The organism is Barnesiella sp. An55, from assembly GCF_002161555.1.
GTDB classification, from domain to species: Bacteria; Bacteroidota; Bacteroidia; order Bacteroidales; family Barnesiellaceae; genus Barnesiella; species Barnesiella merdipullorum.
In genome coordinates this window covers 269,357-285,583 of sequence record NZ_NFHZ01000001.1, presented here as the reverse complement: position 1 = coordinate 285,583, position 16,227 = coordinate 269,357, and the positions used below count along the sequence as shown (strand labels likewise).

15 protein-coding genes are annotated in these 16,227 nt (G+C 48.7%); 5 read left to right on the top strand and 10 right to left on the bottom strand.

The window, feature by feature from the left end; all coding sequences use genetic code 11:
- Positions 1-161 precede the first annotated feature (161 nt).
- The 5 genes from B5G10_RS01185 to B5G10_RS01165 all read left to right on the top strand — a co-directional run bounded on the left by B5G10_RS01185 (position 162) and on the right by B5G10_RS01165 (position 5,018).
- A complete protein-coding gene (locus tag B5G10_RS01185) occupies positions 162-692 on the top strand; it encodes an acyltransferase family protein (protein WP_158098752.1) in 531 nt (176 codons plus the stop codon).
- Positions 693-750: 58 nt separating this feature from the next.
- Positions 751-1,770, top strand: a complete 1,020-nt coding sequence (locus tag B5G10_RS01180; RefSeq protein ID WP_087422935.1) for an acyltransferase family protein — start codon at positions 751-753, stop codon at positions 1,768-1,770.
- Positions 1,771-1,922: 152 nt separating this feature from the next.
- On the top strand, positions 1,923-2,681 hold the full coding sequence (locus B5G10_RS01175; protein WP_087422934.1) for a WecB/TagA/CpsF family glycosyltransferase: 759 nt from the start codon (positions 1,923-1,925) through the stop codon (positions 2,679-2,681).
- Positions 2,682-2,828: 147 nt separating this feature from the next.
- Positions 2,829-3,917, top strand: a complete 1,089-nt coding sequence (gene gmd / locus B5G10_RS01170; protein ID WP_087422933.1) for a GDP-mannose 4,6-dehydratase — start codon at positions 2,829-2,831, stop codon at positions 3,915-3,917.
- 12 nt (positions 3,918-3,929) lie between these two features.
- Positions 3,930-5,018, top strand: coding sequence for a GDP-L-fucose synthase (locus tag B5G10_RS01165; RefSeq protein WP_087422932.1), 1,089 nt, complete (start codon positions 3,930-3,932; stop codon positions 5,016-5,018).
- 99 nt (positions 5,019-5,117) lie between these two features.
- Here the strand turns inward: B5G10_RS01165 and B5G10_RS01160 are convergent, their stop codons facing one another.
- From B5G10_RS01160 to B5G10_RS01115, 10 genes are all read right to left on the bottom strand, one after another.
- Positions 5,118-6,089 (bottom strand): SGNH/GDSL hydrolase family protein, encoded by a 972-nt coding sequence (locus B5G10_RS01160; protein ID WP_241147692.1) that lies wholly within the window; start codon positions 6,087-6,089, stop codon positions 5,118-5,120.
- A gap of 281 nt (positions 6,090-6,370) precedes the next feature.
- Positions 6,371-7,099 (bottom strand): hypothetical protein, encoded by a 729-nt coding sequence (locus tag B5G10_RS01155; protein ID WP_087422931.1) that lies wholly within the window; start codon positions 7,097-7,099, stop codon positions 6,371-6,373.
- Positions 7,100-7,146: 47 nt separating this feature from the next.
- Positions 7,147-8,355 carry an outer membrane beta-barrel protein gene (locus tag B5G10_RS01150; RefSeq protein ID WP_087422930.1) on the bottom strand — a complete coding sequence of 403 codons (1,209 nt, stop codon included), beginning with the start codon at positions 8,353-8,355 and terminating at the stop codon, positions 7,147-7,149.
- Positions 8,356-8,367: 12 nt separating this feature from the next.
- Positions 8,368-8,898, bottom strand: a complete 531-nt coding sequence (locus tag B5G10_RS01145) for a sigma-70 family RNA polymerase sigma factor (RefSeq protein ID WP_087422952.1) — start codon at positions 8,896-8,898, stop codon at positions 8,368-8,370.
- A 160-nt stretch (positions 8,899-9,058) separates the two neighbouring features.
- Complete coding sequence (locus tag B5G10_RS01140) at positions 9,059-10,303, bottom strand: DUF1015 domain-containing protein (RefSeq protein ID WP_087422929.1); 1,245 nt, start codon at positions 10,301-10,303, stop codon at positions 9,059-9,061.
- A gap of 17 nt (positions 10,304-10,320) precedes the next feature.
- Entirely contained in the window at positions 10,321-11,589 is a 1,269-nt protein-coding gene (locus B5G10_RS01135) for an adenylosuccinate synthase (RefSeq protein ID WP_087422928.1), read from the bottom strand.
- Positions 11,590-11,623: 34 nt separating this feature from the next.
- On the bottom strand, positions 11,624-12,103 hold the full coding sequence (locus B5G10_RS01130) for a Fur family transcriptional regulator (RefSeq protein WP_087422927.1): 480 nt from the start codon (positions 12,101-12,103) through the stop codon (positions 11,624-11,626).
- A 54-nt stretch (positions 12,104-12,157) separates the two neighbouring features.
- On the bottom strand, positions 12,158-12,844 hold the full coding sequence (locus B5G10_RS01125; RefSeq protein ID WP_087422926.1) for a DNA alkylation repair protein: 687 nt from the start codon (positions 12,842-12,844) through the stop codon (positions 12,158-12,160).
- A gap of 125 nt (positions 12,845-12,969) precedes the next feature.
- Entirely contained in the window at positions 12,970-15,018 is a 2,049-nt protein-coding gene (locus tag B5G10_RS01120; protein WP_087422925.1) for a dihydrofolate reductase, read from the bottom strand.
- A 24-nt stretch (positions 15,019-15,042) separates the two neighbouring features.
- A complete protein-coding gene (locus B5G10_RS01115) occupies positions 15,043-16,227 on the bottom strand; it encodes a class I SAM-dependent rRNA methyltransferase (protein WP_087422924.1) in 1,185 nt (394 codons plus the stop codon).

Below are 16,227 nucleotides of genomic sequence, written 5' to 3'. Positions count from 1 at the left end.
ATCATTGCGAAGAAGCGATACGGGTTGGATCCAAGTCTTCATTCTATCTCTAACTCAATCGGACAAGTCCTCTTCCAGAGGGCGAATATCCGTGAAATTTATAATCAGCCGACAACTCCCGTTTGTGTTCCGGAGGCGGGTTCTGTCGAGCAACCTACTTTATGGTAAAATTTCTCCGGACAGCAGTGAGATATTTTATATTTTTTGTCTTAGGAACCATAGTGAAATATAAATATAATGAGATAAAAAGAATGGTTGAAAATAATCTTTTTTCTACAAGTATTATTTTAGCTTTTATTGGGGTGACTATTTTTTTAGAAACGCGGGCAATACAAAGCTATTATTATAGATTAGTATTTCAGACGATACAATCATTCTCTGGAGTTTTATTTATTTTTATGTTCTTTGAAAAGAATCAAAAGTGGTGTAGCCATGAAACAAAAGTTGGTAGAGCATTGCAATATGTAGGGAAACGAACTTTGGATATTTATTTGATTCATTACTTTTTCTTACCGAGTAATTTATTGATGTTAGGTAAATTTTTTACAGACTATCCAAATCCAACAGTGGAATTTTTTGTATCTATGTTTTTGGCATTACTTGTATTATCTTTGTGTTTAGTTACAAGTAATCTTCTTAGATGTAGCGATTTCTTGACAGAATGGTTATTTGGAAGAAAAAAGGAAATATGAGAAGCTCCATTCTTATTCTTTTCGCTCAAGAGAATTATAATAAGTAATTTATAAATAAATGGTTACGTTAAATAATATTTCAACTGTAGTAAATAAACAGAGAGATAAAAGTATTGATATAGCTAAGGGGATTGGGATTATTTTGGTAGTTTATGGACATTTAGCTTGTCCTATAGCAAGAGAAATTTTTTTATTCCACATGCCACTATTTTTTTTATTATCAGGATTTTTCTTTTCGATAAAGAATTCAATAAAGAACTTTTTGTTAAAGAAAATTCGGTCTTTATTATTCCCATTCATATTATTCTATATATTTGCATTTATATATCGTTTTTTGTTTATTAGTGAAGATAATAATTTAATTTCTTATATATATTCTTTCCAAGATTTAGTCGCGCCAGATCCCCCTTTATGGTTTTTATTATCTTTATTTGAGATTTTTGTAATCTCATATATTGTAGAAAAGTATATCCATTCAGGAATATTGAAACTTATAATTGCTTTCGTTATTACATTTATAGGGTATTTATGTGCTATCAATAAGATATTTTTCTTGTATCTTCCGGAAGCCTGTCTCGGATATATATTCTTTTATTTAGGATATCAGATGAGGTTGTATAATATTTTGCAAAATAAGAAAGTATATTTCTATGTCATTATTGGAGCAATAATCTCTTATTGTTTAGGTATTGTTTTGAAAGTTCATACTGATATGCTGTCATTAGAGATAGATCCTACTTATGTATTGTTTTTTTTGCCTGCATTAGGAGGATCTTTGTTGGTGATTTATTTTTCCAGATATTTACAAAACAAGCGTTATACTAGCTGGCTTGCCTATTTGGGCAAGAATTCTTTATTGATAATGTGTGTGCATATGCCATTAATTCCTTTATCTAATACGTTAACATTGCCAGCTTTGAAAGTAATTTATTATTTAATAGGAAATACTACAGCGACGAATGCAGAGATGATGGGTGGACGGATATGTGGCTTGTTATCGTTAATTGTATTAGTCCCTCTATCGCTATATATTGGGTTGTTAATAAAAAAGATATTTCCTTTTTGTTTTAGTAAATAAAGGCTTGGGTATTAAAAATAAGCTATAATCCACTTGAATATCGAGTGGAACGAATGTTTATTCACTCGATTTATCATCCAAAGGTAAGGTAAGATTGTTTTTATAGTCGGGATTTAGGGGAGTCTCGACAGTAACTTTATACATCATTTTTTATGGAGACGTATTTCAACATTAGGTATGAGTTCGACAAGCGAGCCGTTTTTCGAGCCATAGATGAAGCGTTGTTATTGGGCACACCGGGGTATATTTGTGTATCCGATGGTGTGATTTTGGCTACGGTGAACCGCGACCCCGAGTATTGCAAGGTGGTAGATGGCTCGATGTTCTCGATTTGCGACAGCGGCTATGTGCCTTTGTATTTGCGGTGGATTTATGGTATCGAACGCAAGCAATACTGCGGAAGTGAAATTTTTATGGATATCATACATCAGCGTCGCTATCGTATGGCTTTTCTGGGTACTACGCAACCGACGCTGGATGGGTTGAAACATAATTTGTCGCAGATTGATCCCCGCATTAACGACATGTGGTTCTATTCGTTACCCTACAAGGCAGTCGATGATTTCGATTATCGGGCTATTGCCCAGATGATAGAGAAAGATGGCGCCGAGATTATTTGGGTCGCTTTGGGTGCTCCCAAACAGGAGATATTCATGAGTAAATTGAAACCCTATTTGAAACGTGGGGTAATGATTGCCGTAGGGGCCGCTTTCAAATTTTACAGCGGAACCGATGTGAACCGGGCTCCCTATTGGATGGTGCGGGCTCATCTCGAGTTCCTGTATCGCATCTATTGCGAGCCCAAGAAGCAGCTGCGTCGTTGCTGGCTGATTATCGAGTCGTTGCCTAAGTTGCTCGTTCAGGAGTGGAATCGTAAACGTCGGCGCAAGAAGTTGGCGTGCAAGGTGTGATAATAGGGGACGGAATCGGGTAAAAATAGGGCCGACAGAGGTTGTCGGTTATCCCGAATTTAGATAATTTTGCAACAGAATATAGCAAAGGGTACATTTTAATAAAGTTTGTTCAAAACAAGAAAACGATAAAACAAAGCATACAAGATGAAAACAGCATTGATTACCGGTATTACCGGTCAAGACGGATCGTTCCTGGCAGAGTTCCTGCTGGAAAAAAGTTATGACGTGCACGGGACTATTCGTCGCTCGTCGGTCGATTATCGTGAGCGTATTGCCCACTTGGAGGGGCGTCCGCACTTCCATTTGCACTATGCCGACTTGGGCGACTCGATGAGTCTCATTCAGGTCGTAGGCAAAGTGCGTCCCGACGAGATTTACAATCTGGCGGCTCAGAGTCATGTGCAGGTGTCGTTCGACTCTCCCGAGTTTACGGCCGATGTCGATGCCACCGGTGTACTGCGTATCTTGGAGGCCGTTCGTCAATGCGGTTTGGCCGAGACCTGTCGCATCTACCAGGCTTCAACCTCCGAGTTGTATGGCAAGGTGGAGCAAGTACCTCAAAATGAGCAGACCCCGTTCCATCCCTATAGCCCGTATGCCGTGGCTAAATTGTATGGATACTGGATTGTGAAGGAGTATCGCGAGGCCTACAACATGTTCTGCTGTTCGGGTATCCTCTTCAATCACGAATCGGAGCGCCGTGGCGAGACCTTCGTGACTCGCAAGATTACACTGGCTGCTGCCCGCATTGCTCAGGGTAAACAAGACAAGCTCTACCTGGGTAACCTCTCGTCGTTGCGCGACTGGGGATATGCCAAGGATTATGTCGAGTGCATGTGGCTCATCTTGCAAAACGATAAGCCCGAGGACTTTGTGATTGCTACCGGTGTGCAGCACTCCGTTCGTGAGTTCTGTCAGCTGGCTTTCCATCATGTAGGCATCGAGCTCGATTTTGTAGGTGAGGGTGAGAACGAGAAGGGTATCGACCGGGCTACCGGTCGTGTGCTTGTTGAAGTTTCGCCCGATTTTTATCGTCCGACCGATGTGGTGAATCTCTGGGGCGACCCCTCAAAGGCCAAACGGGAACTGGGCTGGGATCCCATGCGTACGACGTTTGAACAACTCGTGAAGATTATGGTCGATGCCGATATGGCCAAGGTGGCTGTCGAGCGTGCCGGCGACGAGGTGCGGATGAACCTGGCCGAGTATTTGGAAAAAGGTATTGTTAAATAGGAGATATTTATCATGGAAAAAGATGCCAAGATTTATGTAGCCGGTCACCATGGTCTGGTGGGTTCGGCTATATGGAAAAACTTGCAGGAAAAAGGTTATACTCACCTCATTGGTCGCTCTCACAAAGAGCTCGACCTGCTCGACGGAGTAGCCGTGAAACGCTTCTTCGACGAGGAGCAACCCGAGTATGTGATTCTGGCTGCCGCTCATGTGGGGGGTATCATGGCCAACAGCATTTATCGGGCCGACTTCATTTATCAAAACTTGCAGATTCAGCAAAATGTCATTGGCGAGAGTTTCCGTCACGGTGTGAAGAAGTTGCTCTTCCTGGGTAGCACCTGCATCTATCCGCGCGATGCCCAGCAGCCGATGAAAGAGGATGCCCTGCTCACCTCTCCGCTGGAATATACCAACGAGCCCTATGCCATTGCCAAAATTGCCGGCTTGAAGATGTGCGAGAGCTTCAACCTGCAGTATGGAACCAACTATATTGCTGTGATGCCCACCAATCTTTATGGGCCCAACGACAATTTCGACCTCGAGCGCAGCCATGTACTCCCGGCCATGATTCGTAAAATACATCTGGCCAAGGGGCTTATGGAAAACAATTGGGAGGCTGTGCGCAAAGACCTCTCGTTGCGTCCGGTCGAGGGCGTCGATGGCAATGCTACGAACGACGCCATTCTTGCCATACTGGCCAAGTATGGCATCTATCCCGATCGGGTAGAGTTGTGGGGTACCGGCAAGCCGCTGCGTGAGTTCCTGTGGAGCGAGGAGATGGCCGATGCTTCGGTCTATATTCTCGAGCATGTCGATTTTGCCGATGTCAAGGGCGATAATCCCGAGGTGCGCAACTGCCATATCAACATCGGCACAGGCAAAGAGATTACCATTGCCGCACTGGCTCATCGCATCCAGGAGGTTATCGGCTACAAAGGTGAGGTCCGCTTCAATCCCGAGAAACCCGACGGAACCATGCGCAAGCTCACCGATGTGACCAAACTGCACAACTTGGGTTGGCACCACAAGATCGAAATCGAGGAGGGTGTGCAGAAGATGTACGACTGGTACACGGCCGATCATGCCGAGATGTATCGGTAAATCGTATCTTTTGAATATATAAGCACCCCCCGGAAGGATTCCTTCCGGGGGGTGCTGTTTTTTATTCGTCGTTCATTTAGTCAATCGGGGGAGGAGTAGTTACTTCCATCCCATGAGGTCACGCAGGAAGGGGGTGAGTTCGTCGGCCATACGCTGTTGTTGCAGCAGACTGGGGTGCCAGCCTGCACCGTAGCCCAAGTCGCCCGTTTGAGGGGTCATGTCGAAGCGATATACCTCATGGTCGCCGGCTCGATGGCACTCTTGAGTAAGACGGTCAAGAGCCGACCGAACCATTGCAAGAGACTCACCGTGGAGCATACAGCCCGAGAGCAATACAATTTTTGCCTGCGGATAGTTGTGCCGTATGGTAGAGAGAAAATCGGCATAGACTCGATATAGCTGTTGGGGATCGCATCCCGGAGTGCTGGCATCGTTGGTGCCCAGGTTGATACAGACCACATCGGGGGTGTATTGCGAGAAGTCCCAGATTTCGGTCGTATCGTTAAACAGCGTTTGGTTATAGTGAGTAGGCATGCAGTCGGGGCTACCTTCGCTTGGCCCGCCATAATTGCGATAGATGCCAATTCCGCTACGTGCAATGGCATAGTGCTGTGCCCGCAGGTTACGTGCGGTGATGGCTGCATAGGTGTAGTAGTGGTTCTCGGTCTCTTCGGTAAAGGGATCAGATTTGTCGGTACTCTCTACACCATAGCCACAGGTGATAGAGTTGCCTATAAACTCGATTTTCCGTTGAGGCAAGGCCGTTGGGGCTACCAATCCCTTCCCCTTGTCGAGCAGGAATCCTTTGAATTCGGGGCGGCGATGAAAGGCCTCGATACAGTTCATGATGTTTACGGTGTGGAGTGTATCTTTCAAGGCCGTGGCCAGTGTGACCACCGAGTCGGTAGGGGAGTTGAACGAAATCTTGAATGGGGCGGCCTGGTCTATGGTTACCATAAAATAGCCACTCATCGGTTTGGCATACATCTTTAGCGAACTACCCTCGAATGTTGCCTGTATTTGTACGCCGGGGTAGTTGAAGACTGACGCATCGGGGTTCTCATGGCTCACACGTCCTATGTATTGAATGTATGGGTCCGAGGGTTTTATTAGCTCGCCTTGCAGGGGAAGTGTTGTCGAGAATACAGGGGTTATAATCCCTATGGTGAATAGTGTTGCGATATAAAAGTTTTTCATGTTGTAATGGAAAATAAGCATTATGTTGAGGCAAAGATAGTACTATTTTACTATAATCCCAGTCGGCAAGGGTATAAAAAAAGAGGTATCCTCACGGACACCCCCCGTCTGAAATTATAAACATCAAAAATAAAAGTTGTCTTACTATCGCGATTTTAATTTAAGGTCTCGGGTCGGTTGTAGGTGAACGAGAAATACCGGCTGATCTTGTCGCTTCCACCTACTGAGAAGTTGGAGGTTGCAGCCTGGTATCTCACCACTACATTAATATCGGTATTGACCGGGTACTGCGGTAACTTGAATGATATGTAGTCCGAGCTCTTCGACTCCTTGATATTCCCTTTATCGTAGATGAGGTAGAGTGTATCGGTTTTGGTTTCCATATCAAATGTTTTGGGTTGAACCAGTTTCAGCGAACCGGGGTTCCCACTTTTCACTTCGTATTTCACATAGGCAAAGGTGAGTATCGTGTCGTCTTTGCGGTAGTTGATGAAGGGTTCGATGGAGTAGAGGCTGGGCACGGTATCGCTTTGGAAAGTCGTCTGCGTATTGTCGTAGATGCAATTGTCGCAGTCGAATTGGTGAATACCCGATATGGTGGCATTGTAAATAGCGTTCGACAGTTGTGTGCCTTGATTGTCAAAGTCGATGGTTGTTGTTGCCAACAGACGGTCGCCTTCTTCGAAGTTTTCGCTTCGCAATTCGGCACTTGTAACCGAGAGCCCGATGCGGTCGAGGTACAGATATGAGTCACCTGTATTGGTTTTATAGATACTGCCGGTGGTATATACCGATAGGGTATTGCCGCCTTCGCCCAGGCAGCTCGACAAGGTTAGAATTCCGCAAAGCAAAGATAAAGCCGATACAAATTTCAATGATTTCATTGTGTTTGTGTTGTGTTACTTGTTTTGTTTTTTATTGGGGTTTGTTGTTAAAATCCGGTTCTCACACCCAGTGTCAGGCCAAAGTTGAATGGCTTGTCTTTCCAGATGTTGTGTATGCTCGAGTTATTCTCGAAGTAGTAAGCCATATAGGGCTCCAGATATAGCTCGGTTTGTTTATACAGGGTGAGGGCTGCACCCACGTTGGCCTGTACCGAGAATTGCACGTTCTCGTGTTTCAACTCTTTATATCCCGATCCCGATATGCCTTCGTCATATCCTTCGTCCTTTTGCCGTCCGGCCAGGTAGAAATCGACTTGGCCGCCTGCCGAGGCATAGAACGATAGTCGTTTGATGCGTGCAAAGCGATAAATCACATTGAGGGGGATGCCCAGGTAGTGCAACTCTTGACTGCCGTTGCCGTTGGTCGAGCTATACTTCGAGTAGAGGTAAGTATAGACCACTCCCGATTCCAGTTCCCAATTTCTGGGCAGGGTTTTGGCTACGGTTACTCCTGCCGAGATAGGCATCTTGTGATCGAAGTGATAGACGGGGTTCCGCCTCGATAACAGCATGGGCGTTTTGGTGCGTATGGCCGTGGCCGAGTTTTGGCTTTTGCCGGTTGTCGCATTGGCTGCCATCAAGCCCACTTGTATGCCGGGACTCTTTTTGCGACTTGGTAGGATAGTGGGCTGGCCCTCTTCTTTCAGTTTGCGACCAGCCTGCTCAAACTCGTCGAGTTTGCGGCGATAGTCGTCCTCACTCTTCATTGAGTTGGGTGTGGCAGTTGGGGCCTGTGCGAAGCCGGGTGCCGTTTCTTCTTCGGCTCTCGTCTCCGGTGCCGTGGGAGAACTTGTCGATATAGTGGGCTCCTGAGCGGCTGTGGTGTTGCCCTTGCTTTCCCTATTGGGCACCGTACGTGTTGTTGACGAGGGGGTAACCACCTCGGTCAACAGTTGTTGCCGTTTGTTGGCCTGGGGCTCTACAATCGTTTGAACCGGCATGGAGACTTCGCTCACCACCTTTGAGTCGAGTGGTTTCTCGGGCAGTTGCCACCAGATGACGGTCGCTACGACCCCGGCTGCTACGGCTGCAGCCGAATAGCCTATGATGCGCCGGTACAGCGGCACTTTGGGCGCTACGGTATTCCTGGGCAACTGCGACTCGATAGCAGCCCACAAGTCGCTTCTGACATCGGCTTCGTGCCCTGCCAGCTTCGACTGTATTGCTTTTTCAAACTGTTTATCGTCTATCTTCATTGCCAGTTATACCTATTGTTCCAATTCCTTAATCCACTTTTGAAGCAGCCTTTTGGCTCGTGTATATTGCGAGCGCGATGTACTCTCGGTGATGTGCAGTGCTTGAGCAATCTCGCGGTGCGAGTAGCCTTCGACGGCAAACATATTGAATACGGTGCGAAATCCCGGCGGCAATTGGGCTATGAGTTCCATCAACTCATCGGCCGATATATGCTCCACGGCCGAGTAATCGGCCTCTTGTTGAGGCTCGAGAGTATCCAATTCGACACCGTTGCGCAGCAAGTCGTTTTTGCGCAGGGCCTCGAGTGCCGTATTCACGAAAATACGTCGCATCCAACCTTCAAAAGAACCTTCGTAGTTGTAACTCTGTATGGAGGTGAAAACTTTGATAAAACCCTCTTGCAAAAAGTCCTCGGCCATCTCTCGGTTGCCGGCATAACGCAAGCACACCGACATCATCTTGCGCGCAAAACTCTCGTAGAGTTCTCGTTGCGCACGGGCGTCGTTGTTTTTACAAGCTTCTATTAGCTTCGCTTCGTTCATACCGATTTGACTCGGCCCGAATGACAACTACTATTATGAAGATGTAATCGGGCCCTTTTTTGCTGCATGAGGGTAAAAAAATAAATAGCAGTTCTTTGTTAAATAATATTTATCCAAAGAACCGCTACTTATGTGGGGTTAAGAAGACTGGTCTTTGCTGTCAATCCAGTTTGTGGATAACAAGGCCCGATCTCAGTTTGGGCTCAAACCAGGTAGTCTTTGGAGGCATGATATTGCCTGTGTCGGCGATATCCATGAGCTGCTTCATCGATACGGGATAGAGGGCCAGGGCCATCTTCATTTCGCCGCTATCGACCCGGCGTTTCAGCTCTTCGAGTCCGCGGATACCGCCAACGAAATCGATTCGTTTGTCGGTGCGCAGGTCGGTAATGCCCAGTATATCGCGCAGGATGAGGTTCGACGAAATGGTTACATCGAGTACCCCGATGGGGTCGTTGTCGTCGTAGGTACCCTCCTTGGCCGTGAGCGAGTACCACTTCCCTTCGAGGTAGAGCGAGAAGTTGTGCAACTTCTCGGGGTGGTATATCTGTGTACCTTTCTCCTCGATGGTGAAGTTGGCCTTCAGCCTTTCGAGAAATTCCTGGGGAGTGAGTCCGTTCAAGTCTTTTACCACCCGGTTGTAGTCGATAATCATCAGCTGCGAGGCCGGGAAACATACGGCCAGGAAGTAGTTATACTCCTCGTCGCCCCGGTGGTTGGGGTTCTGTTTGGCCTTTTCGTTGCCTACCAGAGCCGCTGCGGCAGTGCGGTGATGCCCGTCGGCAATATAGAGGCTGGGAATGTGGGCAAAGATTTCGGTAATGCGGGCAATGGTCTTGTCGTCGTCGATAACCCAGAAGTGATGCCCGAATCCGTCGGGGGCCACGAAGTCATATTCCGACGGGTGCGACGTTTCGCGTTTAATGATGGCATCGAGTTCGTCGTTGTCGGGGTAGGCAAAGAAAACCGGTTCGACATTGGCGTTGTTGATGCGCACATGTTTCATGCGGTCTTCCTCCTTGTCGCGGCGGGTAAGTTCGTGCTTTTTGATTACCCCCGTCATGTAGTCATCGACGTTGGCTCCTACGACCAGTCCGTATTGGGTGTGACCGTTCATCGTCTGGGCATAGATGTAGTAGTGCTCTTTGTTGTCTTGTACCAGCCACCCTTTTTGCTGGAACAGGTTGAAGTTCTCTACTGCCTTGTCATAAACCTCGGGCGCATGCTCGTCGGTACCGGGAGCAAAATCGATTTCGGGTTTAATGATGTGATAGAGCGATTTCTCATTTCCATGAGCCTCCTGACGGGCTTCTTCGGAGTTGAGTACATCGTAGGGACGCGAGGCAACTTGCTCGACAAATTCTTTTGGCGGGCGTAACCCTTTGAACGGTTTAATTTTTGCCATAGTAGTAAGTTTATAGGTTATTTATTGGAGCGTACAATCGTCTGCTCGCGGTCGGGACCTACCGATACGATGTAGATAGGTACCTGCAACTCTTTTTCGAGGAAGTCGATGTACTCTTTGAATCGTTGGGGGAATTCGGCTTCGCTGTGAATCTTGGTCATGTCGGTCTTCCATCCCGGCAGTTCAACATAGACCGGTTCGATGCCCTCTTCGATCGAGTAGGGGAACTCGGTGACTTCCTTACCGTTGATACGGTAGGCTACGCAGGCCTTGATGGTTTCGAAGTTGTCGAGCACGTCGCTCTTCATCATGATAAGTTTGGTTACACCGTCGATCATGATGGCATACTTCAGGGCTACCAGGTCAATCCAGCCACAGCGGCGCTCACGACCGGTCACTGCGCCATACTCGTGGCCGATGGCACGAATGGTTTTACCCGTTTCGTCAAACAGTTCGGTAGGGAACGGACCGCTACCCACGCGGGTGCAATAGGCTTTGAAGATACCATATACTTCGCCTATTCGGCTGGGAGCTACACCCAACCCTGTGCAGGCGCCGGCGCAGATGGTATTTGACGAGGTCACGAAGGGATAGGAGCCGAAATCGACGTCGAGCATGGTGCCTTGGGCACCCTCGGCCAAAATCGATTTCCCCTCTTTCAGGTAGTTGTTGATGACGTGTTCGCTGTCGATGATGCGGAAGCGTTTGAGGTATTCGATGGCATCGAACCACTTGGCTTCCAGTTCGTCGATGTTGTATTCGTAGTTGAGCGAGCGCAGTATTCTCTCGTGTTTGGCTTTGGCCGTGGCATAAATCTCCTTGAAGTTGAGGAATATGTCGCCTACCCGCACGCCGTTGCGGCTAATCTTGTCGGAGTAGGTGGGGCCGATGCCTTTGCCCGTGGTGCCGATTTTTGATTTACCCTTGGCTGCTTCATAAGCGGCATCGAGTATGCGGTGCGTGGGCAGAATGAGGTGTGCCTTCTTCGAGATGCACAGGCACTGGGTAAGGTCGTGACCGCTTGCCGCCAGGCTCTCGGCTTCTTCCTTGAACAAGACGGGATCGAGCACTACGCCGTTGCCGATGATATTGATTTTTCCGCCTTGGAAGATACCCGACGGGATGGAGCGCAATACATATTTTTCTCCTTTAAATTCCAATGTGTGACCCGCGTTGGGACCTCCCTGGAAACGGGTGATGATATCATAATTGGGCGTCAATACATCGACGACTTTGCCTTTGCCTTCGTCGCCCCATTGCAATCCTAAGAGAACATCTACTTTCATAATTTAGGGTGTTTCGTGAACGTTTTAATTGGGTTTATTTTTTTTCGTTTTTTTCTTTCTTGTCTTTTTTGCTCTTCTGGTTACACCGGCTGCAGATGCCATAGACATAGAGGGTGTAGTACGAGGTGGTGAATTTGTTGAACTTGCGGGTGTTCAGGCACGACATGAGGTCGAGATCTTTTACCTCGCGCACTTTCCCGCATTTGACACAGATGAGATGGTGGTGGTTGGTATTATATACGCGCTCATATTGGGCCAGGTTACCTCCGAACTGATGCTTGCGCACGAGGTTGGCTTCGAGCAGCAGGTCTATGGTGTTATAGACGGTTGCTTTGCTCACGCGATATCCGTTTTCGATCATGGCTTCATACAGTGTCTCTACATCGAAATGCTGGGTGGTGGTATATATTTTCTCCAGTATGGCAAATCGCTCGGGAGTCTTACGTAATTTTCGGGCTTCCAAGAATTGTATAAATAACTGTTTTACAGTCTCTTTCGATTTTTCTTCTGGCATGATCAAAAACCTATGTTACAAATTTAGCGATTTTTGCATTACAAGCAAACAAAATCACAGGGAATCACGGCCCGAAAATTCACGGTACAGGAGTTGCTCTTCTGCCAGTTCGTCGAGCAGGGCTTTTACCTTTTCGTCGGTGTCGGCTTTGGCCCTCAACGCCGACAGTATGTGCGACGCCAGGGTGTCGTGACGCATTGCTTGCTTGAGCATGTTGACGGCGGCAAACGACCGATTGTCGCGCTTGCCGAGGGCTTGGGTTATGGCTGCATTGGCAACGGGTTCGAGTCTCGACGTTTCGGGGCTCTCGGGGTGGGCAATGAGCCATGCCGATGTCAACTGGAAGGCGGTGTATTGTTGCAGCGGCTTGTCGCTATGGCTCCACTCGCAGGCTTTTCGCAGGGCAAAGGGCAGCTGGCTGAAGAGAAATTTGCAGCAGATATCGGCCACTTCGGTGTTGGGCATGGTGTCGAGCCAACGGTCGGCCTCGGCTTCGGTAAAGGCCTCGATGGGATAGACCATGGGGGCCAGCATCATCGACTCGCGCACAGCCGTGTCGTTCCATAACTCGGTGGCCAGTTGAGCGTTGGGCTGTGTCTCGGCAGCAATCTGTTTCAGCAGGGGCAGGGTGAGTCCAAAGTTTATTTTGTAGTCGGCACCTTGGGCTCTCATGTGGTGAGAAACGATGCCGTTCATGGCTTTTCGAAATTTGAGTTTTATCTCTTTGAGCTCTTGTTGCATATCGATTTTGAAAATTTTTCTGCAAGATACGAATTAAAAACAAGGGAGCGCACAGATGGTTGGCAAAAAAAACTCGGCCCGGCATTTTTTGAATGTCGGGCCGAGCAGTCTATTTTCGTAAAGTTTTATTTCTTAACGGGAAACGGCGTGCAGATGGGCAGGGGAGAGTAGTCTTTCGAATATCTCAACATCTGCTCGGCATACCCTTCGTTATAGGAAATCTTGATATCGGTAATGTTGCCGTTGGCATCGGTAACCGGCGTATATACGGGGTTTACGAATCCCTTGTAGGGAGCGATGTGCAGGTTTTCATACCGGGCCAAAACCTCTTTGTGCAGTTCGGGATCGACAATCACACCATATTGCTCGACGAGGTTTTTGCCGCTTTCGTAGTCGCCCTCCGATTTGATGCGTTGAACCTCGGCCAACAGTTGTCCAAGGAGTGTGCGCAGTTTCTCATAGTCGTTGACTACGACATAGGTCTTGCCGTCGCGTTTGGCAAATTCGATTACTTTGTCGGCCTTACCGTGCTCATAGGCCCAGCGGGCGATGAGTTGACGGTTGCGCATGTGCGATTCCTCGATGTTCTTGCCCGGCTCGATGCGAGTGAGCTGAGTCATCAAACCATTCATCATGTATTGGTAGTAGGCCGCTTTGTAGGCGTCGGGCGAGGGGAGGAGACCCAGTTCGAGAATCTTGGGGTCGGCCATGTAGTAGAGAGCAAACAGGTCGGCACGAGCCTCCTCGAGCGTAGAGCTGTAAGCCTTCAAGGCGTCGGGATCGACACCCGGGAGCAGTTTGCCCGAGCCGTGACCCAGACACTCGTGCAGGTCGGTGTGCAGGTTGTCGGCCTGGAGCAGGTATTTGTTGATGAGGTCGCGCTCGGTGTCGCTCCATACGAACTCGTCGTTGAATCCATTGCCTTGAGCGGCTTTCTCATAAGCTTCGGTAATGTTTTCGATGGTTACCGATTTGGAACCGTGCAGGTGGCGAATCCAGTTGGAGTTGGGCAGGTTGATACCGATCGGGGTCGAGGGATAGCAGTCGCCGGCCAGCATGGCGGCGGTGATTACCTTGGCCGATACGCCTTTTACCTGTTCTTTTTTGAAGCGAGCGTCCACGGGCGAGTGATCCTCAAACCACTGGGCGTTTTCGCTGATGGTGTGGGTACGTTTCGAGGCTTCGAGGTTCTTGAAGTTGACAATCGACTCCCAGCTGGCTTTCATGCCCAGCGGGTCGCCATAGGTCTCGGTGAAACCGTTTACGAAATCGACTTGCGAGTCGAGATCTTTTACCCACAGGATGGCATATTCGTCAAATAGTTTCAAGTCGCCTGTTTGGTAATATTCGATCAGTTTCTCGATAACCTGTTTCTGTTGTTCGTTCTCGGCCACGCCGGCAGCCTTTTGCAGCCAATAAACAATCTTCTCGATGGCTTGGGTGTAGAGCCCGCCCACTTTGTAGGTCTCTTCTACGATTTTGCCGTCGCGTTTTACGAGTCGGCTGTTCAACCCGTAGGAGATGGGCGTTTCGTCTTTAGGATCTTTCATGTTGCTGTAGAAAGCCTCGGCTTCGGCTTGGGTTACCCCGTCGTAGTAGTTGCAGGCCGAGGTGGCGATAAGGTCTTCGCCGGCAGCCTGGTTCACCCGTTTGGGCATTACCGTGGGGTCGAATATCACGGGTACCAGGGTATTGAGCAGGTCGTCAACGGTAGCACCTTCGGTGAGCGGGAGTTTCTTCGGGTCAAGCGATTTTACCGCATTGACAAAGAACTCTTGCGAGAATTCGGGTACGAACTTGTCGCAGCCATAGTGGTGGTGTATGCCGTTGGAGAACCATACCCGTTTCAGATAGACTTCGAAGTTCTTGAAGTCGTTGCTCTCGCGATCGCCGGTATAGTCCTGGTAAATCGCTTCGAGCGTACGGCGGATGGCCAGGTTCCATTTCCCGTTCTGGTCATAGAGAATGTCCCGACCGTAGGCAGCAGCCTCGGAGAGGTAATAGACCAGCTCTTTCTGTTGTAGCGACAACTCTTCGAATCCCGGTACTTTGTAACGCAGGATTTCCAAATCGGCAAACGACTCTACCGTGTAGTCAAAGTCGTCTTTCTTCTCTTGCGTAGTACAAGAGGCCAAGATAAGCAATGAAGCCATGGTACAAACGATTTTTTTCATATACTGTGATTTTTGGAATTTGGTTTATTCGACATAGAGAACCAGCCCCTTGAGGTATTCGCCTTCGGGGTGGTAGATGTTTACGGGGTGGTCGGCCGGCTGGGTGAGCTGGTGCAGGATGCGCACGTTGCGCCCTGTTTGTGCGGCTGCGCTGAATACGGCCAGTCTGAAATTCTCTTTACTTACCACCTGTGAGCAGGAGAAGGTGAAGAGGATGCCGCCCGGACGTATCTTTTCAAAGGCCTTGGCGTTGAGTTTGCGGTAACCTTGCAGGGCGTTGTTCAGTACTTTCTTGTGCTTGGCAAAGGCCGGGGGGTCGAGGATGATGAGGTCGTACTGGTCGCCCATCGAATCGAGGAACTTGAAGGCATCTTCGGCAAAAGCCTGGTGACGGCTGTCGCCGGGGAAGTTCAGCTCTACATTCTTGCAGGTGAGGTCGATGGCTTTTGACGAACTATCGACCGAGTGCACCAGCTTGGCATTGCCTCGCATGGCATAGAACGAGAAACCACCCGTGTAGCAAAACATGTTCAGTACCGAACGGCCACGGGCATACCGCTCGAGCAGGGCCCGGTTTTCGCGTTGGTCGATAAAGAATCCCGTTTTTTGGCCACGCACCCAATCGACATAAAATTTCAGCCCGTTCTCGGTGGCAATGTTGGGGGCATCGCCTCCCAGCAGGTATTCGTTTTCGGCATCGAGTTCGGCCTTGTAGGGGAGGGTTGTTTCCGACTTGTAATAGATGTTGTCGATGCGGTCGCCCAGGACTGTTTTCAGCGCCTCGGCAATCTGGTGGCGGGCATAGTGCATGCCCGGTGTGTGGGCCTGCATGACAGCGGTGCGGTCGTAGAGGTCGATGATGAGGCCCGGCAGGTTGTCGCCCTCGCCGTGTACCAGGCGGCAGGTGTTGTTGTACTCTTCGTTGAGCAATCCCAGGCTCAGCCGCACGTTATAGGCCTCTTGCAGGCGGTTCACATAGAAAGCCTCGTCGATAGTCACCGGTTTGAACGAGAGTATGCGCACGGCAATGCTGCCAATCTGGTACTGGCCTATGCCTATGAAGTTTCCCTGGTGGTCGGTTACTTCGACAATATCTCCCTCTTCGGGCTGTTTCTCAAAGCGATATATGGCGCCCGAGAATACCCACGGGTGGAAGCGGTGAAACGAGTCTTCCTTACCCGGTTTCAATATTACTTTTGTATAGTTCAT

Excerpts from the sequence above, each read along its gene's own strand:
- B5G10_RS01185 (WP_158098752.1), top strand. The coding sequence starts at position 162 with ATGGTAAAATTTCTCCGGACAGCAGTGAGATATTTTATATTTTTTGTC.
- B5G10_RS01180 (WP_087422935.1), top strand. The coding sequence starts at position 751 with ATGGTTACGTTAAATAATATTTCAACTGTAGTAAATAAACAGAGAGAT.
- B5G10_RS01175 (WP_087422934.1), top strand. The coding sequence starts at position 1,923 with ATGGAGACGTATTTCAACATTAGGTATGAGTTCGACAAGCGAGCCGTT.
- gmd (WP_087422933.1), top strand. The coding sequence starts at position 2,829 with ATGAAAACAGCATTGATTACCGGTATTACCGGTCAAGACGGATCGTTC.
- B5G10_RS01165 (WP_087422932.1), top strand. The coding sequence starts at position 3,930 with ATGGAAAAAGATGCCAAGATTTATGTAGCCGGTCACCATGGTCTGGTG.
- B5G10_RS01155 (WP_087422931.1), bottom strand. The coding sequence starts at position 7,099 with ATGAAATCATTGAAATTTGTATCGGCTTTATCTTTGCTTTGCGGAATT.
- B5G10_RS01150 (WP_087422930.1), bottom strand. The coding sequence starts at position 8,355 with ATGAAGATAGACGATAAACAGTTTGAAAAAGCAATACAGTCGAAGCTG.
- B5G10_RS01145 (WP_087422952.1), bottom strand. The coding sequence starts at position 8,898 with ATGAACGAAGCGAAGCTAATAGAAGCTTGTAAAAACAACGACGCCCGT.
- B5G10_RS01140 (WP_087422929.1), bottom strand. The coding sequence starts at position 10,303 with ATGGCAAAAATTAAACCGTTCAAAGGGTTACGCCCGCCAAAAGAATTT.
- B5G10_RS01135 (WP_087422928.1), bottom strand. The coding sequence starts at position 11,589 with ATGAAAGTAGATGTTCTCTTAGGATTGCAATGGGGCGACGAAGGCAAA.
- B5G10_RS01130 (WP_087422927.1), bottom strand. The coding sequence starts at position 12,103 with ATGCCAGAAGAAAAATCGAAAGAGACTGTAAAACAGTTATTTATACAA.
- B5G10_RS01125 (WP_087422926.1), bottom strand. The coding sequence starts at position 12,844 with ATGCAACAAGAGCTCAAAGAGATAAAACTCAAATTTCGAAAAGCCATG.
- B5G10_RS01120 (WP_087422925.1), bottom strand. The coding sequence starts at position 15,018 with ATGAAAAAAATCGTTTGTACCATGGCTTCATTGCTTATCTTGGCCTCT.
- B5G10_RS01115 (WP_087422924.1), bottom strand. The coding sequence starts at position 16,227 with ATGAACTATACAAAAGTAATATTGAAACCGGGTAAGGAAGACTCGTTT.